Annotated in this window: 25 protein-coding genes; 15 read left to right on the top strand and 10 right to left on the bottom strand. The window is 67.0% G+C overall.

Annotation, left to right across the window (positions count from 1 at the left end; all coding sequences use genetic code 11):
- Window positions 1-284: 284 nt before the first annotated feature.
- From LBW94_RS27640 to LBW94_RS27625, 4 genes are all read left to right on the top strand, one after another.
- Complete coding sequence (locus LBW94_RS27640) at window positions 285-575, top strand: hypothetical protein (RefSeq protein ID WP_019929403.1); 291 nt, start codon at window positions 285-287, stop codon at window positions 573-575.
- A 219-nt stretch (window positions 576-794) separates the two neighbouring features.
- Window positions 795-1,652: an SGNH/GDSL hydrolase family protein gene (locus tag LBW94_RS27635; protein ID WP_225055031.1), complete on the top strand. Its 858-nt coding sequence runs from the start codon at window positions 795-797 to the stop codon at window positions 1,650-1,652.
- Window positions 1,653-1,763: 111 nt separating this feature from the next.
- On the top strand, window positions 1,764-2,984 hold the full coding sequence (locus LBW94_RS27630) for an acetyl-CoA C-acetyltransferase (protein ID WP_225055029.1): 1,221 nt from the start codon (window positions 1,764-1,766) through the stop codon (window positions 2,982-2,984).
- A 154-nt stretch (window positions 2,985-3,138) separates the two neighbouring features.
- Complete coding sequence (locus LBW94_RS27625) at window positions 3,139-3,474, top strand: DUF1330 domain-containing protein (protein ID WP_225055026.1); 336 nt, start codon at window positions 3,139-3,141, stop codon at window positions 3,472-3,474.
- A 108-nt stretch (window positions 3,475-3,582) separates the two neighbouring features.
- On the opposite strand, the gene LBW94_RS27620 is transcribed toward LBW94_RS27625, so the two are convergent.
- Window positions 3,583-4,431 carry a Bax inhibitor-1/YccA family membrane protein gene (locus tag LBW94_RS27620; protein ID WP_225055024.1) on the bottom strand — a complete coding sequence of 283 codons (849 nt, stop codon included), beginning with the start codon at window positions 4,429-4,431 and terminating at the stop codon, window positions 3,583-3,585.
- A 113-nt stretch (window positions 4,432-4,544) separates the two neighbouring features.
- Window positions 4,545-5,714 carry a class I SAM-dependent methyltransferase gene (locus tag LBW94_RS27615; RefSeq protein ID WP_225055023.1) on the bottom strand — a complete coding sequence of 390 codons (1,170 nt, stop codon included), beginning with the start codon at window positions 5,712-5,714 and terminating at the stop codon, window positions 4,545-4,547.
- Between the two features lie 71 nt (window positions 5,715-5,785).
- Here LBW94_RS27615 and LBW94_RS27610 point away from each other — a divergent pair, with 71 nt between their 5' ends.
- Window positions 5,786-6,340 carry a hypothetical protein gene (locus tag LBW94_RS27610; RefSeq protein WP_225055021.1) on the top strand — a complete coding sequence of 185 codons (555 nt, stop codon included), beginning with the start codon at window positions 5,786-5,788 and terminating at the stop codon, window positions 6,338-6,340.
- A gap of 18 nt (window positions 6,341-6,358) precedes the next feature.
- Here LBW94_RS27610 and LBW94_RS27605 read toward each other — a convergent pair whose 3' ends face one another.
- Window positions 6,359-7,039: a hypothetical protein gene (locus LBW94_RS27605; protein WP_225055019.1), complete on the bottom strand. Its 681-nt coding sequence runs from the start codon at window positions 7,037-7,039 to the stop codon at window positions 6,359-6,361.
- A gap of 139 nt (window positions 7,040-7,178) precedes the next feature.
- Here LBW94_RS27605 and LBW94_RS27600 point away from each other — a divergent pair, with 139 nt between their 5' ends.
- The 3 genes from LBW94_RS27600 (at window position 7,179) to LBW94_RS27590 (ending at window position 11,040) form a co-directional block, all read left to right on the top strand.
- Window positions 7,179-8,558: a cystathionine beta-synthase gene (locus tag LBW94_RS27600; RefSeq protein ID WP_225055017.1), complete on the top strand. Its 1,380-nt coding sequence runs from the start codon at window positions 7,179-7,181 to the stop codon at window positions 8,556-8,558.
- Between the two features lie 831 nt (window positions 8,559-9,389).
- Entirely contained in the window at window positions 9,390-10,010 is a 621-nt protein-coding gene (locus LBW94_RS27595) for a transglycosylase SLT domain-containing protein (RefSeq protein WP_225055015.1), read from the top strand.
- Between the two features lie 214 nt (window positions 10,011-10,224).
- Window positions 10,225-11,040 carry a mechanosensitive ion channel family protein gene (locus LBW94_RS27590; RefSeq protein WP_225055013.1) on the top strand — a complete coding sequence of 272 codons (816 nt, stop codon included), beginning with the start codon at window positions 10,225-10,227 and terminating at the stop codon, window positions 11,038-11,040.
- Window positions 11,041-11,080: 40 nt separating this feature from the next.
- Here the strand turns inward: LBW94_RS27590 and LBW94_RS27585 are convergent, their stop codons facing one another.
- Entirely contained in the window at window positions 11,081-11,449 is a 369-nt protein-coding gene (locus LBW94_RS27585) for a DUF6401 family natural product biosynthesis protein (protein WP_225055011.1), read from the bottom strand.
- Window positions 11,450-11,603: 154 nt separating this feature from the next.
- Between LBW94_RS27585 and LBW94_RS27580 the strand changes: the two genes are divergently transcribed.
- The gene (locus LBW94_RS27580; RefSeq protein WP_225055009.1) at window positions 11,604-12,752 is read left to right on the top strand and encodes a cystathionine gamma-synthase; all 1,149 of its coding nucleotides are present in this window, start codon (window positions 11,604-11,606) and stop codon (window positions 12,750-12,752) included.
- 88 nt (window positions 12,753-12,840) lie between these two features.
- On the opposite strand, the gene greA is transcribed toward LBW94_RS27580, so the two are convergent.
- Window positions 12,841-13,335 (bottom strand): transcription elongation factor GreA, encoded by a 495-nt coding sequence (greA, locus tag LBW94_RS27575; protein WP_225055007.1) that lies wholly within the window; start codon window positions 13,333-13,335, stop codon window positions 12,841-12,843.
- A 359-nt stretch (window positions 13,336-13,694) separates the two neighbouring features.
- On the bottom strand, window positions 13,695-14,162 hold the full coding sequence (locus LBW94_RS27570; protein WP_225055005.1) for a DUF4307 domain-containing protein: 468 nt from the start codon (window positions 14,160-14,162) through the stop codon (window positions 13,695-13,697).
- Between the two features lie 192 nt (window positions 14,163-14,354).
- Between LBW94_RS27570 and mca the strand changes: the two genes are divergently transcribed.
- Window positions 14,355-15,257 (top strand): mycothiol conjugate amidase Mca, encoded by a 903-nt coding sequence (mca, locus tag LBW94_RS27565; RefSeq protein WP_225055004.1) that lies wholly within the window; start codon window positions 14,355-14,357, stop codon window positions 15,255-15,257.
- Window positions 15,257-15,514 (top strand): hypothetical protein, encoded by a 258-nt coding sequence (locus LBW94_RS27560; RefSeq protein WP_225055125.1) that lies wholly within the window; start codon window positions 15,257-15,259, stop codon window positions 15,512-15,514. Before mca ends, LBW94_RS27560 begins: the two co-directional genes overlap by 1 nt.
- A gap of 16 nt (window positions 15,515-15,530) precedes the next feature.
- Here LBW94_RS27560 and LBW94_RS27555 read toward each other — a convergent pair whose 3' ends face one another.
- Window positions 15,531-15,695: a hypothetical protein gene (locus LBW94_RS27555; protein ID WP_225055003.1), complete on the bottom strand. Its 165-nt coding sequence runs from the start codon at window positions 15,693-15,695 to the stop codon at window positions 15,531-15,533.
- A gap of 51 nt (window positions 15,696-15,746) precedes the next feature.
- Here LBW94_RS27555 and LBW94_RS27550 point away from each other — a divergent pair, with 51 nt between their 5' ends.
- The 3 genes from LBW94_RS27550 to LBW94_RS27540 all read left to right on the top strand — a co-directional run bounded on the left by LBW94_RS27550 (window position 15,747) and on the right by LBW94_RS27540 (window position 18,798).
- Entirely contained in the window at window positions 15,747-16,010 is a 264-nt protein-coding gene (locus tag LBW94_RS27550; protein ID WP_225055002.1) for a hypothetical protein, read from the top strand.
- A 152-nt stretch (window positions 16,011-16,162) separates the two neighbouring features.
- The gene (locus LBW94_RS27545) at window positions 16,163-16,429 is read left to right on the top strand and encodes a hypothetical protein (RefSeq protein ID WP_225055001.1); all 267 of its coding nucleotides are present in this window, start codon (window positions 16,163-16,165) and stop codon (window positions 16,427-16,429) included.
- Between the two features lie 2 nt (window positions 16,430-16,431).
- Window positions 16,432-18,798 (top strand): N-6 DNA methylase, encoded by a 2,367-nt coding sequence (locus LBW94_RS27540; protein WP_225055000.1) that lies wholly within the window; start codon window positions 16,432-16,434, stop codon window positions 18,796-18,798.
- Here LBW94_RS27540 and LBW94_RS27535 read toward each other — a convergent pair.
- Genes LBW94_RS27535 through LBW94_RS27525 form a run of 3 tightly spaced genes read right to left on the bottom strand, consistent with a single transcriptional unit; the run spans window position 18,783 to window position 21,977 of the window.
- Window positions 18,783-19,712 (bottom strand): hypothetical protein, encoded by a 930-nt coding sequence (locus LBW94_RS27535; protein WP_225054999.1) that lies wholly within the window; start codon window positions 19,710-19,712, stop codon window positions 18,783-18,785. The genes LBW94_RS27540 and LBW94_RS27535 overlap by 16 nt on opposite strands.
- Before the next feature lie 10 nt (window positions 19,713-19,722).
- Window positions 19,723-20,835 (bottom strand): AAA family ATPase, encoded by a 1,113-nt coding sequence (locus LBW94_RS27530; RefSeq protein WP_225054998.1) that lies wholly within the window; start codon window positions 20,833-20,835, stop codon window positions 19,723-19,725.
- Window positions 20,832-21,977, bottom strand: a complete 1,146-nt coding sequence (locus LBW94_RS27525; protein WP_225054997.1) for a DUF262 domain-containing protein — start codon at window positions 21,975-21,977, stop codon at window positions 20,832-20,834. Before LBW94_RS27525 ends, LBW94_RS27530 begins: the two co-directional genes overlap by 4 nt.
- A 168-nt stretch (window positions 21,978-22,145) precedes the next feature.
- Between LBW94_RS27525 and LBW94_RS27520 the strand changes: the two genes are divergently transcribed.
- On the top strand, window positions 22,146-24,200 hold the full coding sequence (locus LBW94_RS27520) for a thioredoxin domain-containing protein (RefSeq protein WP_416276959.1): 2,055 nt from the start codon (window positions 22,146-22,148) through the stop codon (window positions 24,198-24,200).
- The last annotated feature ends 170 nt before the right edge of the window (window positions 24,201-24,370 follow it).

Here is a 24,370-nt window from a genome sequence, read left to right as displayed (position 1 = left end):
CACCGAAAGATTCCGGTATGGGAACCGACCCCCACCCGTACCGCAGATACTGCCAGAACCCCGCGTAAACAAACCATAAGTATTCGATCGAACGATCGGCCACGCGTTTGCGACGCGGGCAGGGCTCGATTTGGTGTGTCCGGCTGCGGCAACCGCCCGGCTTACGGTTCAATGAGGCTCGAACGTCGAGTTCTACCAGCATGCTCCGACCGCCCGCGGCACTCGCGGGCGCACCGCTTCATCGCAGCAGCACATCGGCATCCGAGAGGACAACGACTGTGAGCATGGTTCTCGCCGCAGCGCACGACATGTACACCACCGTGCTGGCCCAGGTCGGCAACCCGACACCGGAGACCCCGCCGGCGGCCGAAAAGCTTATGAAGCTCGTCCGCTACTTCACCTGGTTCGTCCTGCTGTCCGGGGTGAGCGCCATCACCTACGGCGGTGGCAAGTTCGCCTGGGAGAAGTGGAGCGGCGGCGGCCTGGAATCGCCGAAGATGGTGGCGGGGGCGATGATCGGCGGCGGTGTCGCCACCAGCGCCGGCACCATCATGAACGCCGTCATCGGTAGCTGATCCCGGCGCGGGACCACTGTCCGGTCGGCCGTCGGATCATTCCGCACGGCCGCCGCCGGTGTCCCGGTATCCGGGTCACGCCGATACCCTCGCACCGCCGGTGGCCGGAACTCCCCGGTGGTGGCGCTGGTGCGATGGTGCCGCGGACGGAAACTTCCGGCACCATGTATCCAGAAGAATGCGAGGTAGCGGGGAGATCCGGTTCCCGGGAGGTAGCTGATGACGCGAAGCTGGCGCACCGTCACGATGGCGAGTGCGGCGACACTGGCCGCCGGATCGGGTGCGGGCACCGCGTGGTGGGCCACCTACCGGCTGTTGATGTCGCAGGCCGCGATGGCCCGGGACGTGATCGGCCACGGGATCGTCCGCCCGCCCGAGGCCGACGGCGTCTACACTGCGGGCTGCGCCGCGCCGGAGCCGTGGCGCGCCGGTACCGGCGTCGACCTGCATCTGATGGTCTTCGGTGACTCCACCGCGGCGGGGGTGGGCTGCGCGTCGGCCGAGGAGGTGCCGGGGGTGCGGCTGGCCCGTGGGCTGGCGGAGGTGACCGGGCTGCGTATCCGGTTGAGTACCAAGGCGATCTCGGGCGCCACCTCGAAGGGTCTGGCGGGTCAGGTGGACGCGATGTTCGTGGCCGGTCGGCCGCCGGACGTCGCGGTGATCCTGGTCGGCGCCAACGACATCTCGAAGAAGCATTCGGTGTGGCAGTCGGCGCGGCGGCTGCGGCTGGCGGTGGCCCGGTTGCGTGCCGCCGACAGCGTGGTGGTGGTCGGCACCTGCCCGGATCTCGGGACGGTCGCGGCATTTCCGCAGCCGCTGCGGACCGTGGTGCACAGTTGGAGCGCGCGGCTGGCCCGGACGCAGGCCGCGGCCACCCAGGCGGCCGGTGGCCGGGCGGTGGCGCTGGGCGGACTGCTGGGCCGCGATTTCCGCATCCAGCCCGCCGTGCTGTTCTCCGCCGACGGTTTCCATCCCTCCGCAGCGGGCTACGAATTGGCGGCCGCACACCTTCTACCTGCGGTGTTGGCCGAGTTGGCGGCATCGGACCGGGTCCGGGCGCACCCGGCTGTCCACTGAGCGGAATCCCGCCCCCTCCGGTGGTGCGTCGCGAAACCGGGCGACGTACATTCGGTGTGGAACCGTTTTACCGAACAACGTTCGGTTAGTCGTCACGACAAAGGAGTCCTCATGCCCGAGGCCGTCATCGTTTCCTTCGCTCGTTCACCCATCGGCCGGGCCGCCAAGGGCTCCCTGGTGAGCATCCGCCCGGACGACCTGGTCACCCAGATGGTGCGCGCGGCCCTGGACAAGGTGCCGAGCCTGGCCGCCGCCGACATCGACGACCTGCACCTGGGCTCCGGCCAGCCCGCCGGGACCGCCGGGTTCAACATGGCGAAGGTGGTCGCCACCAAGCTCGGCTACGACTACCTGCCGGGTACCACGGTCAACCGCTACTGCGCCTCCTCGTTGCAGACCACCCGGATGGCCTTCCACGCCATCAAGGCCGGCGAGGGCAACGTATTCATCTCCGCGGGTGTGGAGACGGTGTCGCAGTTCCCGAAGGGCACCTCCGACGGCTGGCCCGACACCCACAACATCGGCTTCGCCGAGGCCGAGGCCCGCACCGCGAAGCGCTCGCAGGCCGGTTCCGCGGACTGGACCGACCCGCGCGAGAACGACGAACTGCCCGACATCTACATCGCCATGGGCCAGACCGCCGAGAACGTCGCCCAGCTGACCGGCATCTCCCGCCACGACCAGGACGAGTGGGGCGTGCGCTCGCAGCAGCGCGCCGAGGAGGCCATCAAGTCCGGCTTCTTCGAGCGTGAGATCACCCCGGTCACGCTGCCCGACGGCAGCGTCGTGTCCACCGACGACGGCCCGCGGCCGGGTACCACCTACGAGAAGATCTCGCAGCTCAAGCCGGTGTTCCGCCCCGACGGCACGGTCACCGCCGGTAACGCCTGCCCGCTCAACGACGGCGCCGCCGCCCTGGTGATCATGAGCGACACCAAGGCGAAGGAACTGGGCCTGACCCCGCTGGCGCGGATCGTGTCCACCGGCGTGTCCGGCCTGTCGCCGGAGATCATGGGCCTGGGCCCGATCCAGGCCGTGCGCAACGCGCTGGCGCTGGCCGGCAAGACCATCGGCGACATCGACCTCTACGAGATCAACGAGGCGTTCGCGGTACAGGTGCTCGGCTCGGCCCGCGAACTCGGCATGGACGAGGACAAGCTCAACGTCTCCGGCGGCGCGATCGCGCTGGGCCACCCGTTCGGCATGACCGGCGCCCGCATCTCCGCCACCCTGATCAACAACTTGCAGACCCACGACAAGCAGTTCGGTCTCGAGACCATGTGCGTCGGCGGTGGCCAGGGCATGGCGATGATCATCGAACGCCTCAGCTGATCCGGCGATCCGCCCGGGTCACGAGGCCACTGTCGCCGCGTGACCCGGGCGGTCGCATGTCCGGGGTCGCGGCATTACCCGGCGGGTAATCGCTTCCGGCCGTGCGCTGCGGAAACATCGAGGGCACCAACGTGATACCCGACAGGAGCCCGAGATGCCCGGATACGCGGTAGCCCATCTGTACAACGTCGACGCCAATGCCCAGATCGCCGAATATCTCGAGCGCATCGACGCGACGCTGGCGCCGTTCGGCGGGCGGTTCATCGTGCACGGCGGTCGGCAGTTCGTCGCCGAGGGCCCGCGGGACGCGGTGCCGATCGTGATCGAGTTCCCGGACTACGCGGCGGCGCAGGGGTGGTATCGGTCGGCCGACTATCAGGCGATCCTGCCGCTGCGTACCGGCAACGCCGACGGGATCGCGACCCTCGCGGACTACTGCGGGGACGGACACGCCGCCACCGACGTGCTCGGCGCCGCCGCGCCGCACTGACGGGCCACCCCGCCCCGGGCTCCGGCTCGATGCGCGACGGCCGGTCCCCACCGTGGTGGGAACCGGCCGTCGTGTGCTCAGGGGGCCGCATCACCGCGGCCCGCACGATCAATCGTTCTGTAGATAGCTCAGCAGGCGCAGGATCTCCAGGTACAGCCAGACCAGGGTGACGGTCAGGCCGAAGGCCACCTGCCAGGCCGCCCGCTCCGGGGCACCGGCGCGGATGAGGCCGTCGGCGGCGTCGAAGTCGAGCAGGAAGCTGAACGCGGCGATGGCGATCACCACCAGGCTGAACACGATGGCGATCGGGCCGCCGTCGCGCAGGCCGAAACCGCCGGGGGTGAAGATCGCGGCGACCGCGTTGCCCAGGGCCAGCACCAGCACGCCGATCAGCGCGCCGACCATGATCCGGGTGAACCGCGGGGTGACCCGGATCGCACCCGTCTTGTAGACGACGAGCATGCCGAAGAACACGCCGAAGGTGCCGAGCACCGCCTGCGCGATCATGCCGGACCCGCCGACCCCGCCGTGCCCGCCGAAGCGGACGTTCGCCAGCAGGAACGACACCGCGCCCAGGAACAGGCCCTCGAACGCGGCGAAGGTCAGCACGAACGCCGGGCTGGTCTGCAGCCGCGGCGAGAACATGGTGACGAAGGTCATGCCGAAGGCGATCAGCCCGGCCAGCGCGAACAGGCCCGCCAGGCCGTGGTTCGCGGAGGTCACCGAGTAGGAGATGATCGCCGCGACGGTGACCACGCCGAGGCTGATGCCGGTCTTGGTGACGACGTCGTCGATGGTCATCGGCCGCGTCGCCGGCGCCGTCTGATACGGCTGGTTGCCGTACGACGCCTGCTGTCCGCCGAATTGGCCGGCATCGGCCGGACCGAACCCGGCGTATCCACCACCCTGCCGCTGCTGCGGCAAGTTTCTGAAGACTGGGTTGCTAGTCGTGCGCACCGTCTCGTGCCCTTCCGGAAGTCGCGAGCCACTCTGTCGTGGTCGTTCTGAGTATCCAACGTCCGGCGGCCGAGGCAAGTTCCTGAAATCCGGAAAAAATCAGACAAATCGGGCTATGCGTCCGGGTTGCCGGGCTCCGGGGGCAGGTCGTGCAGGCCGCGTACCGATCGGGTAACGGTGAACTTGGCGTTTCGGGCGACCACCTCGGTCCGGCCGACCAGTCGCTGCATGACGCCGCGGTAGTTGAGGTGGGTGTTGTACACCGTCCACAGTTCGCCGCCGGGTCGCAGCACCCGCCCGGCCTGGCCGAACATCTTGATCGCCGCCCCGGTGTGCACGGCCGCGCCGACATGGAAGGGGGGATTGCAGAGCACCAGATCGGTGCTGCGGTCGGCGAGGCCGGTCATCGCGTCGTCGCGCAGCACCCGCACCCGGTCGGCCACGGCGTTGGCGGCGGCGGTGGCCCGGGCGGAGGCCACCGCCGCTGCGGACTGATCGGTGCCGACCACCGTGACGTGCGGACGGGCCTTGGCCAGCGACACGGCCAGGATGCCGGTCCCGCACCCGAGATCGACGGCGTCGCGGGCGTCGGGTTTCATCCGGCGCAGGTGTTCCAGCAGGAAGCGGGTGCCGATGTCGAGTTTCGAGCCGGAGAACGCCGCGCCGTGCGCGACCACCTCGAGCTCGATCTCGTCGAGTTGCCGCCGCACCGGATACGGTGGGTCGCCGAGCACGCGGGGTTCCCGGGCCAGCAGGATGCGGGACTTCTGCCGGCCCCGGCTGGCCCGCACCGAGGTGAAGGATTCGGCGAGCACCTCGTTCATGGCCGGGGTGAGGTACTTGTCGCGGGCGCCGGCGAACACCGTCACGCCCGGGGCGGCGTAGCGGGCCACCGCGTCGGCGATCTCGGCCAGCCCGGCCAGCGCCCGCGGCAGCCGCAGCAGCACCACCTCGGCCCCGGCCAGCAGCTCCGCGCCGAGAACGTGCACGGAATAGCGGTCGGCCAGTCCGACCGCGCGGGCATTGTTCGCCAGCGCCAGTTCCCCGGTGAGCAGATCCTGGTGCACCCGCACGTCGCGCAGATCGTGCGCGGCGACGGCGCCCAGCGTGAGCGCGCCGTAGCCATCGTCGACGATCGCGACCCGGCCGCGGCCGGTGGCGGCCAGGGCCTCGGCGGCCACATCGAGAATCAGCCGGTCGGCGGCGTCGACGGCGTACAGGTTCACCGCCTCCACATCGGGGTAGCGCCGCAGGCGGCTCAGCACGTCGTCGACTTCCAGCACCCCTACAGTGTGCTAGACCGTTGCCGTGTCGTCACCCCGACCCCAGCAGTCGCACGCCTACCATCTGCCCCATGCGTAACAGGCTGGCATTCACGATCGCCGCGGGTATCGCGCTGCTGGCGGGTTGCTCGACGCCCTCGAACCATCCGGCTCCGGCCCCGGCCGGCACGACGTCGCCGACTCCGGCGGCCGCCGTGCCGCGATCCGCCGACGATGCCCTCGCCTCCCGTGATGCCCGGCTGACGGTGACCGGTGTGCATCTGGAACATCTGCCCGGCATCGACCGGGTGGTCTACGAACTCGGCGGCACCGGTGCGCCCGGCTGGCAGGTGCGGTACGTCGGACAGCCGTTGCAGGACGGTAGCGGAACGCCGGTGGAGGTGGCCGGTACGTCGATCCTCGAGGTGCGGATCCTCGGCTCGGCTTATCCCTGGGACAGCCTGGCCGCCGAATACGACGGCCCGGATCCGGTGACCGACCCCGCCGTGCCCGGCATCGCCGGGGTGTACGGCACCCAGGTCTACGAGGGCGTCACCCAATCCTTCATCGGCGTGCGGGCCGACCGGCCCGCCTACACCGTGACCGGCGACCCGGCCCGGCTGGTGGTGGACATCACCACCGCCTGACCGGAGCCGTTCGGCCGCCTAGACAGTGCCGCGGGGAGAGACGGCCGGCTCGGCGTCGGTCTCGTCGGCGGCCGTCGTGTCGCCGGGGGTGATCGATTCCGGCGAGGTCCGGCCGGTGCCGGCCCGGTCGTCGACGGCGGCGGTCCGGTCGGCCGCCTGTGCGTCGTTCGGGGCGGGCTTCGCGGACTTGTCGTCGACCGGCGCGGGCTTGGCGGGGTCCGGCTTCGGCGCGTCCGGGGGCGGGCCGACGACGTCGAACGAGCCGTGCACCGGGGTGGCGGCATTGTTCGTGGTGACCGTGACGTCGATGTGGCCCGGCCCGGTGTCCTGGAACAGCGAGTAGAGGATGCTGCCGTAGATACCGGACACGACAGTGACCCGATAGTCCCCGGTGGCGCCGGTGCCGGTGTTGCGCCAGGACACCGTGGTGTCCACCTCGCACAGCGGCGCCAGCGGGTAGTCGCCGGGGCCGACACCCTGGATCGGCAGCGACTGCACGTTGAGCACGGCCCGGCCCGGATAGTCGGGGCTGGTGTCGGCCCAGGTCCGGATGCTGCCCCAGCAGGCGCCCCCGTAGAACAGGGTCGAGATCTGCGGGAATTCGACGGTCTGGGCGCTCGCGGAACCGGGCATCGCGAGGGTGGCCACGGCCCCGAGGGCCCCGAGAGCGGTAGCGGAAGCGGTCTTCGGAATCCTCACGGCGGCGATGATAAGGGCAAACCGAGGCTGTCGAGGCGGTATGACGGGTGCGTCTGCACTGTGATGTGGACGACAGCGGGTGCGGTCGGTGGCAGGTGCCACAGCAGGGTGGTCGGTCCCTTCTGCAACGATGGGTGCCATGCGCATCGCGAACCATGTCGTCGATCTCATCGGCAACACCCCGCTCGTTCGACTGAACTCGGTGGTGGAACCGAATTCCGGCCTGGTGGCAGCGAAGATCGAGTACCTGAATCCGGGCGGCAGCTCCAAGGACCGCATCGCGGTCAAGATGATCGATGCCGCCGAGCGGGACGGTCTGCTGCGGCCCGGCGGCACCATCGTCGAGCCCACGTCCGGTAACACCGGCGTGGGCCTGGCGCTGGTCGCACAGCAGCGCGGTTACAAGTGCATCTTCGTCTGCCCGGACAAGGTCAGCGAGGACAAGCGCAACGTGCTGCGCGCGTACGGCGCCGAGGTGGTGGTCTGCCCGACCGCGGTGCCGCCGGAACATCCGGACAGCTACTACAACGTCTCCGATCGCCTGGTCCGCGAGACCCCGGGCGCCTGGAAGCCGGATCAGTACTCCAATCCCGGCGGCCCGGCCAGCCACTACGAGACCACCGGCCCGGAGATCTGGCGCGACACCGAGGGCAAGGTCACCCACTTCGTCGCCGGCGTCGGCACCGGTGGCACCATCACCGGCACCGGCCGGTACCTCAAGGAGGTCTCCGGCGGGAAGGTGCAGATCATCGGCGCCGATCCCGAGGGTTCGGTGTATTCCGGCGGCACCGGCCGTCCGTACCTGGTCGAGGGCGTGGGCGAGGACTTCTGGCCCTCGGCCTACGACCCGGCGATCCCGGACGAGATCATCGCCGTCTCCGATGCCGATTCCTTCGACATGACCCGCCGCCTGGCCCGCGAGGAGGGCCTGCTGGTCGGCGGTTCCTGCGGGATGGCCGTGGTGGCGGCGCTGCGGGTGGCCGAGCGCGATCCGGACGCCGTGGTGGTGGTGCTGCTGCCCGACGGCGGCCGCGGTTACCTGTCGAAGATCTTCAACGACCAGTGGATGAGCTCCTACGGTTTCCTGCGCACCCGGCTGGATCCGCGCCTGCCGGAGCCGCTGGTCGGCGACGTGCTGCGCGGCAAGTCGGGCGCACTGCCGGATCTGGTGCACACCCATCCGCAGGAGACGCTGCGCGACGCGATCGAGATCCTGCGCGAATACGGCGTCTCGCAGATGCCGGTGGTCGGCGCCGAGCCGCCGGTGATGGCCGGTGAGGTGGCGGGCAGTGTGACCGAGCGCGATCTGCTGTCGGCCGTGTTCGAGGGCCGCGCTCATCTCACCGATCCGGTGTCCAAGCACATGAGCCCGTCGTTCCCGCTGATCGGCTCGGGGGAGTCGGTCTCGTCGGCGACCAAGGTGCTGGAGTCTACCGACGCCCTGATGGTGGTGGAGGACGGTAAGCCGATCGGCGTCATCACCCGGCACGATCTGCTCGGTTTCCTGTCCGGCAACTAGTCGGCACACTTCTCGGATCCGAACCCCGGTGGCCCGCGGGCCACCGGGGTTCGTCCTGTCTGCGGGCACCTGTCCCGGGCGCTGTCACGGCTGCCGTCGCGGCCCGTCCGGCGTTCCGGCAGCGGTGGTGAGAGCCCTCGCCGAGGCCGATTCCGCCCCCGCGCTTCGCCTGCAATGTCCGGATTCTCGGGTTTCGGCATGGTCACGGAACCCCGTTCAGAGGTCCATATGGACCTGATTCGCCGAGTCTCGAGCGTGACCTGAAGGGGTCCAGCGAACTTCTAATTCGGACAAATCGTGCATGTTGGTATCGGCGAGGTAACTTTTTGTGTGATGCACGCCACTTTGCGGTTTGGAAGAAATACCCAGGTGGATGCGATGTTACCGGTCCGAACGGACCGCGATCGCGAGCTAGTTCACCTTGCGTTCAACTTTGGTTTCTTTCGATTTAACTTCGCGAGATCAGGCTGTGATCTGTCGGTTAACAGACCGCAAGTCTGGAAAGCACAAGGAGTTGTCAACGCTTATGTGGAACACGACCGCAGTCGCAGTGCCTGTCGGCGCCGCAGCCGCAGCGTTTCCCGCAACCGCGCGCGCATCTCGCTTCGCCGCCGGGTCGCCAGCCCGTTAGCTGCTGAAGTCGCGTCAGTGTCGGTGGAGAGCCAGAGTCCTCTTCGCTGAGGGGAGCACAAGTCTCCCCGGTCCCCTTTCAACAGCAGAAGCCACGATCAGCCATTCGCGGGCGAACCCCTTCGAGGGTAACCGCCCTGGTTCAGCGCTGCCTGTGGCAGGCCGGTGACGGCCGACGTCCCAGATAGGAACCACGCACAAATGTCTGCAAGCACCCTCAAGACCAGCCGAGTCAAATCCGCCGCTCGTACCGCCGGCGCCGGCGCCCTCGCCCTGGCCGCCTTCGCGGCGATCACCTCGGCCGGCGGCCACCGCAGCACCGAGGTGCAGCCGGTCGCCCTCCAGTCGACCATCGCGGCCGCCGCCGACGCGGTGAAGGCCAAGCCGATCGACGACCCGGTGACCGACGACGCCCCGGTCGATCCGGCGCAGGTCGACGACCCGGCCCCCGCCGCCATGCAGGACCCGCCGGCCGCCCCGGCGCCCGCCCCGGCCGTCTACTCCAACGATCTCGACGGCTGGATCCACCAGGCCATGGACATCCTGAACGCACGCGGCATCCCGGCCAGCTACGACGGCATCTACCGCAACGTCATCCGTGAGTCCGCCGGTGACCCGCACGCGATCAACCTGTGGGATATCAACGCCATCAACGGCATTCCGTCGAAGGGCCTGCTGCAGGTGATCGACCCCACATTCCAGACGTATCACGTCGACGGCACCTCGTGGGACATCTACGACCCGGTCGCCAACATCGCCGCTGCCTGCAACTATGCCGCCGCGCGCTACGGCTCGATGGACAACGTCAACTCGGCGTACTGATCCGCGTTCCGTTCTCTGCCATACCGTTTCCCGGCCGTGGTCTCGACAAGAGACCGCGGCCGGGCGGCATTTCGGGCAAGTTCACGATATCGGCAAAACTCGTGCAAATCGGATGACCGGGTGTTCTAATTGGACCAGCACCACCCTCTGAGCAGCGTCGGCAGTCGGCCACGCGCGCGCCAAAGCGAAGGGAAAGGTCGTGTACACCTCCACTGTGGCTATCGATTTCCAAAAGGGATTCACGGACGCGTGGAGTTCGGTCGCGACGTTCGTGCCGAAACTGGTCGGATTCCTGGTCATTCTGTTCATCGGCTGGATTGTCGCGAAGGTGATCTCGCGAATCTGCAACCGAGTGCTGCGCCGGATCGGATTCGATCGCCTGGCCGAACGCGGCGGGGTCAACCGGATGCTCGCCAACAGCCGGTACGACGCCACGTCGATGCTGAGCAAGCTGATCTACTACGCCATCCTGCTGATCACCCTGCAACTGGGCTTCGGCTCCTTCGGCCCGAACCCGATCAGCCGGATGCTCGACGGCATCGTGTCCTGGCTGCCGAAGGCGGCGGTCGCGATCATCATCGTCTGCGTCGCGGCCGCGGTCGCGCGGGTGGTGATGGACCTGGTCTCGAACATGCTCAGCGGCCTGTCCTACGGACGCATGCTGGGCCGGATCGCGGCCGTGTTCATCTGGGGCATCGGCATCATCGCCGCGCTGAACCAGATCGGCGTGGCCACCTCGGTCACCACCCCGGTGCTGATCACCGTGCTCGCCACCATCGCCGGCGTGCTGATCGTCGGCCTCGGCGGCGGCCTGATCCGGCCGATGCAGCAGCGCTGGGAGCACTGGATCGATACCGTCGAGGGTGAGATGCCGGAGTTGCGCGGGCACGCCGAGGCGTTCCAGCGCGGGCGCGAGGACGCGGCCCGGCAGCAGCAGTGGTCCGCGACGCCGCAGGGCGGCCGGTACCCGGAGACGACCTCCACCTCCGGCTACCAGTACGGCGACCAGGCCGGTTACGGCCGGTCGTAACGCCTCACATCACGAGAGAAGCCTGAGCACCCGCTGGTGCTCAGGCTTCTCTCGTCATGCCTGCGCTGCGCACGGGGGCGAGCAGGCAGACGGCGGCCAGCCGCAGCGGCAGCCAGCCGGCCTCCGCCCAGCCCGCCACGTCGTGCGGAGCGCGGACGGCCTCACGGCCGGAGTGTTCGATCAGACCACGGGCATATCCGGCGAGCAGCACGGCGACCGGGACGGTCGTGGCATTCTCGATTCCGAACTCGAGAATGTCGCGAATTGCGGCCGCATGCTGATCCAGAGCCGCCGAAACCGCGGGAACCACCTTCGCGGCATCGGCCGCCGGAACACCGTGCGACAGCTGCAGACGGCTCAGAGTCCTTCGCGCCGCCACTTCAGCCATTGCAGGTCCGATCGAAAACACATTGTTACTCTATCGGCTGTCGAATATTTACCGCACTGTGATGAATGTCTTAAGGCATTGCTGTGTGGTTATTGTCCGGTTATTCCAGCGGCCCGGGACGGGTGCTGGTACCGTGCCCGCCGGTCTCCGGTGGCGGTTCCGTAGGCTCTCGGGTATGACCGACGATTTGCTGGGGTTCTCGACCCGGGCCGTGCACGCGGGGTTCGATCCGGACCCGCAGACCGGTGCGGTGAACGTGCCGATCTACGCCAGCTCCACCTTCGCGCAGGACGGGGTGGGCGGCCTGCGCGGCGGCTTCGAGTACGCGCGGACCGGCAACCCGACGCGCAGCGCGCTCGAGGCCAATCTGGCCGCGCTGGAGTCCGGCCGCCACGGCCGCGCCTTCGCCTCCGGCATGGCGGCCACGGACTGTGCGCTGCGGGCCACGCTGCGGCCCGGCGACCATCTGGTGATCCCGAACGACGCCTACGGCGGCACCTTCCGGCTGATCGACAAGGTCTTCACGCAGTGGGGCATCGAGTACTCGGTGGCCGCGGTGTCCGATCCGGACGCGGTGCGCGCGGCGTTGCGGCCCAACACCAAGCTGGTCTGGGTCGAGACGCCCACCAACCCGCTGCTCAACATCGCCGACATCGCGGCGCTGGCCGATATCGCACATGCCGGGCGGGCCCGGCTGGTGGTCGACAACACCTTCGCCTCGCCGTACCTGCAACAGCCGTTGCGGCTCGGCGCCGACATCGTGCTGCACTCCACCACCAAGTACCTGGGCGGACATTCCGACGTGGTCGGTGGCGCGCTGATCACCGACGACACCGAACTGGACAAGGCCTTCGGCTTCCTGCAGAACGGCGCGGGCGCGGTGCCCGGCCCCACCGACGCGTTCCTCACGCTGCGTGGCATCAAGACCCTGGCGGTCCGGATGGACCGGCACTGCGACAACGCCGAGACGCTGGCCGAATACCTGGTCGATCATCCGGCGGTCGAGCAGGTCATCTACCCGGGTCTGCCGCAGCATCCCGGCTTCGCGGTCGCGCAGAAGCAGATGCGCCGGTTCGGCGGCATGATCTCGGTGCGGCTGCGCGGCGGCCGGCAGGCGGCGCTGGACTTCTGCGCGCGCACGCGGATCTTCACCCTCGCCGAATCGCTGGGCGGGGTGGAGTCGCTGATCGAACATCCGGGCGCGATGACGCACGCGTCCACGGCCGGTTCCGCCTTGGAAGTGCCGGAGGATCTGGTGCGACTGTCGGTCGGTATCGAGGACGCCGCCGATCTGCTCGCGGACGTGCAGCAGGCGCTGAGCTGACCGGGTCCGGTATCGGACACCGACGGCCGCACCGGATCCGGTGCGGCCGTTCGGCTTTCGCCGATCGGGGACGGATCGGCCGGACGTCTCAGCTGTGGTAGGGCTCCGCGCTGAGCAGCGTCACCTTCATGGTGTTGCCGTTCGGCAGCGTGTATTCGCGGGTCTCGCCTACCTTGGCGTTCAGCAGTGCGCCGCCCAGCGGCGAGTTCGGCGAGTAGGTCTCCAGACCGGAACCGCGCAGGCCCTCCTCGCGGGTGCCGATCAGGAAGGTCTCGGTATCGCTCTCGTCGCCGTCGTAGTACACCTTGACGACCGAACCGGGCAGTGCGATGCCCGCCTGCGACGGCGGCACGCCGACCTTGGCGTTGTTCAGCAGCTCCTGCAGCTGACGGATGCGAGCCTCCTGCTGGCCCTGCTCCTCGCGCGCCGCGTGGTAGCCGCCGTTCTCCTTGAGGTCGCCTTCTTCGCGGCGTTCGTTGATTTCGGCCGCGATGACCGGACGGTTGGCAATGAGCGCGTCGAGTTCGCCCTTGAGCCTGTCATGCGACTCCGGTGTGAGCCAGGTCACGTTCGTCTCAGTCATCTCGATCACTCCCTAGTAGTTGTTCCCGGCGTGCCGGGATTCCCTGATACCCGCTGCGCGCATCCGCCCAAGGGTCGAGCGCACGCGACAGCAATGGACGGCTGGAGCGACGCCTGGGGGGATGTCCCTCGAACCCCGACAGGTCCTGTTCCGTGGGCATTGTGTGCCCGGGGAACCGACAGCGCTGGCCGCCAATGCAGCAAACACGGCTCCGAGTGTTCGGAACCGTGTATCGCCCCATTCTACCACGATTCATAAATTCGCAGGTCGGAGTAGGTGTTCGCGGGCGTTTCGCGACTGAAACGTGCTCTGGAGGGGTGGTTCGCGGGTGCCGTCGCCTGCGGTGATGCGGCGGCGGATCAGCTCGCTCGCAGGTATGCCGGAACGTTGCCACCACAGCCGTAGACATTGCCGTTCGCAGGCCGGGCGGTGCTGCGGACCGGGACGTCCACCTCGACGGTACCGCTCTTCGACGGCGGGATCAGGACCTCGCGACGGCCGAGTTCGTTGCCGTCGGCGTCCATCGCGCGCACGAAGCAGACCGCCGGCCGCTCCGGGTGGGTGCGGGTGACCTTGAAGTGCACGTCCACCCGGGAGTCGTTCACCACCGAATAGCCCAGCTCGTCCGGCTGGATGTCCTTCGGACCGAATTGCCGGTATCCGACGTAGGCCACGACCAGTCCGAGCAGCACCACCACCGCACCCAGCGCGAACACGATCCAGCGGGGTCGCCGGGCGCCGCCGCGCCGCGGACCGGTGTCGCCGTAGCGGTCGGCCACCCGGCCGGTCGCGGCGGATCGGTCGGTTTCCGGTGTGGTCTCGTTCATGATGTGGACCCTCCCGGGGGGTAGATCGGCTGGCGCGTGGGTCGGATGGAACTATAGGGAATGGGGAACCGCACCCCTCCTGCCTGGATGGTCCGCCGGGACGGGCAGGTGCCGCGACGAGGCGGCGGCGGCCCCGTGACGACACGGCGAAAGCGACGAGATGACGACGGTGAGCGACGAGGTGAACGAGAAGTGAGCGGCCTTCGCCTCATGGCGGTGCACGCCCATCCCGACGACGAATCCAGCAAGGGCGCCGCGACCACCGCGAAATACGCCGCGGAGGGCGACGACGTGCTCGTGGTGACGCTCACCGGCGGGGAGCGCGGCTCGATCCTGAATCCGGCGATGGACATCCCGGGTGTGCTCGACCGCATCGAGGAGGTGCGCCGCGAGGAGATGACCGAGGCCGCCAAGGCCCTCGGTGTCCGGCAGCACTGGCTCGGCTTCCGGGATTCCGGCCTGCCCGAGGGTGATCCGCCGCCGCCGCTGCCGGAGGGCAGTTTCGCGCTGGTGCCCCTGGAGGAGGCCACCGAGGCGCTGGTCCGCGTGGTGCGCGAGTTCAGACCGCATGTGATGACCACCTACGACGAGAACGGTGGCTATCCGCACCCGGACCACATCATGTGCCACAGGGTGTCGGTGGCGGCCTTCGAGGCGGCCGGCGATCCGGAGCGCTTCCCCGAGGCCGGTGAACCGTGGAGGCCGCTGAAGCTGTACTACAACCACGGCTTCAGCCTGCAACGGCTGAACGCGTTCGCCGACGAGTACGAGCGCATGGGCGAACCGTTCCCGATGCAGGAGTTCCTGGACCGGATCCGGCGCGGGGTGGCCGAGCGCGGCGACTCGATGACCCGGGTGACCACGCAGATCGAATGCGCGAAGTACTTCCCGCAGCGTGACGACGCCCTGCGCGCGCACGCCACCCAGATCGACCCGAACGGCGCCTTCTTCGCGATCCCGCTGGAGATCCAGCAACGGCTGTGGCCCACCGAGGAATTCGAACTCGCCCAGACCCGGGTGCGCACCGCGATTCCGGAGCACGACCTGTTCGCCGGGATCCGCGAAGCCGACACCGCGACGGAGGGCGAGTCGTGATACTCACCCTGCTCGCCCAGTCGACGAATCCGACCGGCCCGGAGTTCGGCAAGGCCTCACCGCTGGGCCTGGTGATCGTGCTGATCCTGCTCGCCGGTACGGCCCTGCTGATCCGCTCGATGAACAAGCACATCAAGGGCCTGCCCGCCGAATTCTCACCGGAGCATCCGGAACCGGACCAGGAGGCCGACGAGGGTACCGAACACGGTGCGGCCCACCAGGATTCCGACGAGCCCGCCGATTCGGAAACGCCCTGACGCGTACCTGCCGGGCTCAGTAGCGCAGCCCCGGACGGCGACACAGGTCGCAATCGCAGTCGAAGTAGCCGATCCCGGCGCTGCCACGCGCGCCACGGCGCTCGGCATCCTCGAGATCGACGAACCAGGGACGGCGGGTGGGCGCCGCCCCGATGGCGGGAGAGGACGACGTGTTCTTCATGATGGAAGAAATACCCACTCCCACCCCCCACCCGATCACATTTCGGTACGTGTGAGCGAAAATTCGGCCGCCGCCATATGCCGGGTCCGCCCGGCCATCCGGCTGAGCGTCTTCCGGGCCCTGCGATCACGCCCCTTCCGCTGGTACTTCGCAGGCCAGATCGTCTCCGCCAGCGGCACTTTCGTGCAATCGACCGCGGTCGGCCGGCTGGTGCTGCGCGTCACCGGCTCCCCGGCGTCACGGGGTCTGGTCCTGGCCGCGGCGGCATCACGCACCTGCTGTTCGGCCCTGGGGCGGCGTGGTGGCTCTGGCTGACCCCCGCGATCGGCCATGCGGGCATCCCCCTGGTCATCGCCGTGACCGTCACCAGCGGCCCTACTCCGCAGTGAGAAGACCATGACTCAGCACATCGTGCCGTCAGCGGCACGCCCCGTATGGTGCCCACGCTTCGAAGGTGGACGTCGCCGATGAAAGACCTGATCACTGTCCTGTTCATGCCCGGCGCCGTATGGTGGTCGACCCACCTGGGTCCGGAACGATTCATGGCCGCCGCGTGTGCGGTATGGCATCCGAATCGATCTCGCCGTCGCGAAGCAGGCGATGTGCTCGATCGTCTGCTCTCGAAAGACATTCCGGCACGGCTCGTCTCACCTCGTCACTGCGAGTGTGAGCCCGGCTCGCCGGGCAAGCACCGGACGGGTTGCCCGTATGCGAACGAAGCACGCGAGGAGTGAACGTGACAGACGCCGACAAGCCATCGCATCCCGCATATGTGTACAAGCGGGATATCGCGAGGCTCGCGGGAGTGCAGCGGCCGGTTGCCACGACGTGGACGAAGCGGCACCCGACGACCTTTCCGCAGCCGGTGGGCTTCGATGACCAGGGCGACTATTACCGTCTCGACCAGGTGATCTCCTGGCTATCGAATCGGGTTGTGCCGGAACGGGCTCGTTCTGAGCAGGAGCCGGAGGGCATCACCTACGGGCAGCGTGTCCGGGACCGGGCCGCGGCAGAATATATCGAACGCACCTCCGCAGTCCCAGCCGAAGCCGAACACATTCAGCAGGTGCTGTCCATGGTGCTGGGGCAGGTCGGACGTCGGCTGCGGGCGGGCATAGTCTCCGAGCCTCAATTTATCCTGATCCTGTTGGGAGTGATCTTCCTTCGCCTGCGCGACCACGAGTCCTGGAGCGAGCTGCGGAGTTCGGCGGGGCGTGCGCCGAGCACGGCACTGTTGCAGGAGATTGGCTTTCGAGTTGATCGAGTGCTGCTCGCGAACGGCATCGCACCCGGCATCCGCGCGACGACCGTACAACTGGTCTCCGGTCGTGCCGGGGACGTACGCGATCTGCTCGATTTGTGTGACAACCTTGGCTCGCGGGCTTTCTCGCGGCTGATCGACAGATATGCCGCGACCTCGGACCTGGGCAGCGCCGAGTACTTCACCCCACCGTCGGTGGCTGCCCTCATGGCGGCACTCGTAGCGGGCGGTGCGGAGGTGTCCGGCGTGATCTACGATCCGCATCTGCGCGGTGGTGAGCTGTTGCACGCCGCGGTGCGGCTTTGCGGGCCGCAAGCCGATGTGCGAGTGCGTGGTTCGAGTGCAGTTGCGCAGACACTAAAAGTGGCCGCCATGCGGATGGCGGTAGCCGGACGCCCCGGCGAGTTCCGCCTGGACAGCACATTGCCCTGGAACGAGCAGGACGAGATGGGCGCCACACCTGCGGATATCGTCCTGACGAACCCGCCCTTCAACAGCAGGACCACACGGATTCCGGGAAAACCCGTGCACGGCTGGGCCTTCGGTGATCCGCCGTCATACAACGACAACTTCGCCTGGCTCCAGTACGTCGTCGCGAGTCTGACGGACAACGGGGTTGCCGCTGTGCTGATGCCTGCGCAGGCGGCGGTCTCGGCCGACCACAACGAGGCGGCGATCCGGCGCGCAATGGTGGAACAAGGGGCGATACGTGCGGTGATTGCGTTGCCTGCCAAAATGTTTCCGAACACCGATGTCGCCGCATCGCTGTGGATCGTCACCCGGCCGCGCAAAGATCTCGACGCAGTGTTGTTGGTGGACGCGCAGCGCATGGGTGAGTCCGACGGTAAGCGGGTAACGCTTCCGAAGGCCGCGGCCGCGGCAATCCAGCGTCGATACGACGAGCGGGCCACGTTGCGGCAAGGGCACATTGTGTTGCTGGCCGAGAACGGGCTGGCAGTCAATGCGAGCGCCGCGACGATCGGTGCGGCCGATTTCCGACTGCGTCCCTCGGACTATCTGCACCGAGCAGCGACTGCGGAGGCAGAGCCGCTACTGAGTGAGGTCGAAGAAGCGCTGCACGAATTCGGGCGTCTCCGTCGGCGGACCGCGCCGCCCGCGATGCTCGATCTACTGAGTTCGCGCCCGAGACACGCACGGTCGGAACCGGATCCGCCGGCCGCCCCGCGAGAGGTACGAATAGCCGAGATCTGCGATATCCAACCCGGCCCTTCACCCGACCTCATGCCCAAAAGCGCCGGGGACGACGAACCTTCGGTGGCAGTGGTCAAGCGTCAGCATATGCGTGGCTTCCGGGTCGTCGTGACAGGAGACGACACGATCAGCGAGCGCGATGCCGAGCGGCTGAGTAAATATTTGGCCCAGCCTGATGACATTCTCCTTGTCAGGTCGGGTGCGATGAACCAACCACCGGCGATTGTCGAGGCCGATCAAAAGCCGCTCTTGCTCAGTAACAACCTCGTTCGACTCCGAATTCACGATCCGGAAGTAGCGGACCCGATATTCCTGCTCGGCTACTTGTCCAGCCCCCGGATCCTGGCTGAGGTTGCTTCGCGTGCAACCGGTACCGCGGTGCCGAGCCTGAGCAAAGCCGCTCTGGGCCGCCAGCCCATCGTTCTGCCGCCCATCAGTGAGCAGCGTCGAATCGGCGCCGTGATAGGCGCGGTCGATGCGCAGGTTGCCACGTTCGAAGCACTCGCCGAAGCGGCGACCCGAGCGCGCAAGGCTCTGTCGAGTGCGCTGGCTGCCGGGGTGATAGAACTCGGTGATCCGACCGGTCCCAGCGAAACTGTCGAGTTCGAGGGCCTTCACGTACTCAAGTGATCGACGAAGATGCCGATCAACACCTTGTTGCCCAGCTTCGGGATGGGCAGTGTGAAGTGCACTCGGTCGTGATTCCACGACCGCTTACCGTGCCACTCACACCGGTAGGTCGCATTGTCGTGCAAGACAAGACGTTCAGCCCACGCCTTCGCGTTCCTCTTCGTCGAGGGACTTTCGGGCGAGATCTCCAGTCCCAGGGCATCGAACTGCGCAATGACTCGATTGTGGTCGCCGCGATGGGTGGCTACTGCGGTAGCGAAATGGTCGCTGACGGCACCGAGCAGGTCTACCACCCAAGGCAGTACCTCCGGGTACTTGCCGTCGAATCGGTGGAAACCCAGACCATCGACCAGAATCAAATTCGGGAACGCCAGCGACGTAAGGGAGAAGAAGACTTCTTCGGGGGTTGATTCCTGCGTGAAGACTCGTCGCCAGAACGTCGGAGCGCAGGATGGATCGTTCATGAAGTGGATTTCGAGCTGTCCGGCCCAGCACTCGACGGTGATCCATCCCGAATGCCGGAACGTATGTGGCACAACCAGACACGACATCGCACGTCCGGCCGCGGACCGTGCCAACGCGTGGGAGACGCCCCAGGAGGGTTCCGGCTGCTCGACGCCTGCGATTCGCATCGGCTGAGGAAGGTCGTTTTCTTCCGGCTCTACGACTGCGCATCGGTCGATCAGTCTTGCGAGGCGGACGCGGACGTCGCGCGGGATATCGGGATGCTGCACATAGAGAAATTCCATGAAGTGCAGATCTCTCCGGCACTCGATTTCATATGCTGCGTTCATGAATGCCACATGCCGGCCGTCCGCTATCGGTTGCAGCAGGTCGGCGAATGCATCCAGCGCGTCGTGGAGTTGTTCGACGGTAAGAGCACGCCAGTCAAGGCTGTGCTCGTCGATGACCACTCGGTAGTCGTCATGTATTTCTGCGTGCACGAGCCAACCCCCCGAGGTCGTTCTCTATTTGGTCGAAGAAACCCGACGGCCAATGATCCAGCTCGCCCTTGTCGTTGATGCCGACAGCCGAGGTCCGATCGTCACCGAAGTAATGGATCACCATATCCCGGGCCGAGAGGGTTCGGTCGTCGGCCACCGCCAACCGGGCGCCGTTGAGGACGTGGTCGCTGTGGGTTTCCATCACGACTTGGACACCGCTTCCTGCCACTCTGGCCAGGAACCGGCCGAGCTTGGATTGCCCGGCTGGATGCAAATGGGCCTCAGGGTTTTCCACCAGGAGCATGTCACCGGGCTGGGTCAACAAACCCGCGACGATGATCGGGAGCGCGTACGAGACGCCGAATCCGGTGTTGGCGGGCCGAATCACTTCACCGGCCTGGCCGATGTCCTCGAACCGTATCGTGCTTCCCATGACGCCCACTGCCAGCTGCGCGGTGATGCGAATCGGTCGAATTATGTCCGACGCCCAAGCCTCGGCCTGCAATCTGGGAATCGGGCTCGCGGTGCCGGGGTGCTGGAGCGATTTGCGCACCGCATTACGTCTGCTGACGGCGCGGATTTCGCGCAGTGCCAGTACTTGTGCGGTAAATTCTCCCTGCGTGCCCACACCGATCTCATCCGGTTCATCGGCCGAGACCGACAACAGATCACGAGGGCCGAGACGTTCCGCGCACAGATAGGTAAAACCGCCACGGGAATTTCCTATTCCCGGAGCTGGATGCCGAGGAACGTGTTTCGATATCAGGGATAATGCGTGCTCCCGGTCCGGTACTTCGAAACCGAACTCCCAAGGCCGTTCGCTTTCCTCTGCCTGGATTCGTATGCCGATCTCGGGGCGGGGCGCTGCCCAATGTAAAATGTCCCGGGCCGTGCCCAGGGCCAAGCCGAATGGTCCGTTCAACTGGACTGCGTGGTCATCTCCGGCGAGGAAGGCCGATCGTGCAAGCAGGAGTGCCTGCAGGACTGTGCTTTTTCCGCTGCCGTTCACTCCGGTCAGGACCGTGAGCTGACGAATTTGGAACGATGCATGATCGAAGCACTTGAAATTGTCTATTTCCAGGGATTCGATCACCTTCCGGACTCCACATCTCGGGCTGCGGCGGTGAATCGATAACCGACCCGGCGGCGATCTGCGGTCGAGGAGGTGATCGCGTTGAGATAGTCGATGTCAGTGGCCATTCGGTGGCGCACCGAATTCACGATCGCTTCGCGGCGGTGTCGGAGATCGGTGGCGTCGCGCCCGGCGAGGGTGTGTGCCCAGGTCTCGAAGAGAGCCCGGTTTATCGGACTTCGGACCTCCGAGCCGCTGGGCCATTTACGGAATGCGTGGGCGCCGAACAGCAGATATGCGTTGGCCATTGCATTGGTGAATGCTTCCACCAGCTCATCGACTCGAGTGTCCGGTACCTGATCCGGATCATCCAGCAGGCGGGTCGCGCGCATCAAGAAAGTCTCCATTACCGGCTGAGCCATATAGGCGTCGATGCCCAGTAGCCAGAACGCCGCGAAGCGTAGCGCCATTTCGCGATCATTCATGCGAATATGGTCGGTCAGGCCATTTGTGGCGGCGCTGAACTCTTCGGTGTGTGTCATTCGCTTGAGAATTTCTCGGCTACGCGTCTTGCTCATGCAATGCCGTATCTCCTGGGCGTTGAGCGGTGTGCCGCCGGTGTTGATGCGTTTAAAGATGTCATACATCACATCGGGTGGCGTCGTCGGATCGATGACGTTGACGATCAACTGAGTATTGTATATGCGGCGCTGTGACTGTACGGGTAACCCCTTGAAATATTTCCCCTCCAGCTCATTGAGATACTCCAGCCGTTTCAGGGAAAAGCCATGATTCCGAACGAATGTATGAAGAGTCGACAGGCGCTGCAATCCGTCGACGACATGAAATGCGCCGTCGGTGTCTTCGGCGAAATAAAACGCAGGTAGGGGTATCTGTAGCAACAGGGACTCTATGAGGAGGGACTTTTGATGGTCATTCCAGACACGACCTCGCTGGAAGTCCGGCGCGAGTTCGAGAGAGCCCTCATCGATTTGATCGAGTATGTTTCGCAATGAGAAAGCGCTGGTGGTCACCCTGATCTGTTCAGGGTTCCACGGTCGATGAACGTCGTCCTCGGCCGTGCCCGAGTCCTCGACTTCGATGTCGGTAGCTTGGCCCTCGAAAACGTCCTCCACCACGGTGGGCGCTGACTCTGTTCCCATGCAGGCATCCTAAGCGGTGCAGATTGCTGACCCGCTCGCGATGGCAACGAGAAGATATCGCAGCAGTCCGCGCAGGTGGGACTTCTCCACTGCAACATGCACCAGGATCGTGTGCAACAAGTCGTGAGCGGTCAGGTATCCGTCCTTCGGGTGTGGGAGGCTGGTGGAGTGAATCGGCTTGGTGACGCGACGTCGCCCTACCTGCGGCAGCATGCGGACAATCCGGTGGATTGGCGGGAGTGGGATGCCGAGGCGTTGGCGGAGGCGGCCGAGCGGGACGTGCCGATCCTGCTGTCCATCGGTTATGCCAGTTGTCACTGGTGTCACGTCATGGCGCACGAGTCGTTCGAGGACGAGGAGACCGCTGCGTTGATGAACGCGAACTTCGTGTGCATCAAGGTGGATCGGGAGGAGCGGCCCGATCTGGATGCGGTGTACATGGCGGCCACCGTTGCCATGACCGGGCAGGGTGGGTGGCCGATGACATGTTTTCTCACGCCGGCGGGGGAGCCGTTCTTCTGTGGGACCTACTACCCGAACCAGCCGCGTGGGGGGATGCCCTCGTTCACGCAGTTGCTCGAGGCGGTGGCCGAGACCTGGCGGGATCGGCGGGGGGAGGTGGATCAGGCGGCGGGGCAGGTGGCGGAGGCCCTGCGGGCGCAGGCCGATGGGTTGCCGGAGGGGGATGCGGGGGTGACGGCGGAGCTGCTCGAGCAGGCTGTCGCCGATATCGTGCGGGATGTCGATTCGCGCAACGGGGGGTTCGGGGGTGCGCCGAAGTTTCCGCCGTCGGCGTTGCTGGAGGGGTTGTTGCGGCATGTCGAGCGGACCGGGAGTGAGCGGGCACTCGCGGTGGCCGCGCTGACTGCCGAGGCGATGGCTCGGGGTGGGATCTACGATCAGGTACGGGGTGGGTTCGCGCGGTATTCCGTCGATGCGGCTTGGGTGGTGCCGCATTTCGAGAAGATGTTGTACGACAATGCGCAATTGTTGCGGGTGTATGGGCATCTGGCTCGGCGGTGGTCGAAAGTTACTGTAGGACAGTTGGATTCGTCGGCCCTGCGGGTTGCCGCCGAGACGGCTCGGTTTCTGATCGATGATCTGGGGACCGCCGAGGGCGGGTTCGCGTCCGCGTTCGATGCCGATACTCGTGTCGAGCCGGGGGCGCCGGGGGTCGAGGGCGCTACCTACGTGTGGACGCCGGAGCAGCTTCGCGAGGTGCTCGGGGTGGACGACGGGGAGTGGGCCGCGACATTTTTCGATGTCACTGTGGCGGGGACCTTCGAGCACGGTGCGTCGGTGCTCACCCGGTACCGCGACCCGGAGGATCCGGAGCGGTTCGAGCGGGTTCGGGAGTTGTTGCGGGACACGCGGGATCGGCGGCCGCAGCCGGATCGGGACGACAAGGTGGTGACCGCTTGGAACGGGATGGCGATCACCGCGCTCGCGGAAGCCGGTGCGGCACTGGACCATCCGGAGTGGGTGGCGGCGGCCGTGCGTTGTGCGGGGTATCTGGTGGCGGAGCACGTCACCGGGAATCGGGTGGTGCGGGCCTCGCTCGGCGGGGTGGCCGGTGCCGCGCCCGGCGTGCTGGAGGATTACGCCTGGCTGGTCACCGGGTTGCTGGCCGTGTATCAGGCCACCGGTGACGCGCAGTGGCTCGGCCCGGCCGAGGGGCTGCTCGATGCCGCGATCGAGTTGTTCGCCGATCCGGAACAGGCCGGCAGTTGGTTCGATACCGCCGCCGATGCCGAAACGCTGGTCACCCGGCCTCGGGATCCTTTCGACGGCGCCACGCCCGCCGGTGCTTCCGCGCTGGCCGAGGCGCTGCTGACCGCTTCGGTGCTCACCGGATCGGAGCGGGCCGGGCGTTATCGGGGTCTGGCCGATGCCACACTCGCGCGCGGAGCTGTCGTGCTGGCCCGGGCTCCGCGTTCCGGCGGGCACTGGCTGGCTGTTGCCGAGGCCGCGCTCACCGGGCCGATCCAGGTGGCCGTTTCGCTGCCCGCCGATGCGGATGCTGCCGAACTGCTCACCGCCGCACGGCGTTTCGCGCCGGGTGGGGCGGCGGTACTGGCCGGTCCGGAGAATTCGAGTCCGCTGCTGATCGATCGTCCTCCGGTCACGGGCCGTCCTGCCGCCTACGTCTGCCACGGCACAGTCTGCGACCTTCCGGTCACCGACCCGGCGGCGCTGATCGAGGTGCTCGACTCCGTGCCCTGAGTCGCGGCCGGATCCGATGGCGGCGGCCTGCGTCCGCGGCTGCCGCGGTCGGTGGCCGTCGAACCGGTTTGCCGCCGAGCGGGCGGATCCGGCCCCGCGGAAAATAATTGGCGGGGATGGCGGACCGGCTGATAGTGTCCGGGGCACCGTGACGTCAGGCGAGGAGGTGA

It is taken from the genome of Nocardia sp. alder85J, from assembly GCF_020176955.2.
In the GTDB taxonomy this organism is placed as follows: domain Bacteria; phylum Actinomycetota; class Actinomycetes; order Mycobacteriales; family Mycobacteriaceae; genus Nocardia.
Note: the sequence above shows the minus strand (reverse complement) of the source record. Positions and strands in the feature narration are given on the sequence as shown.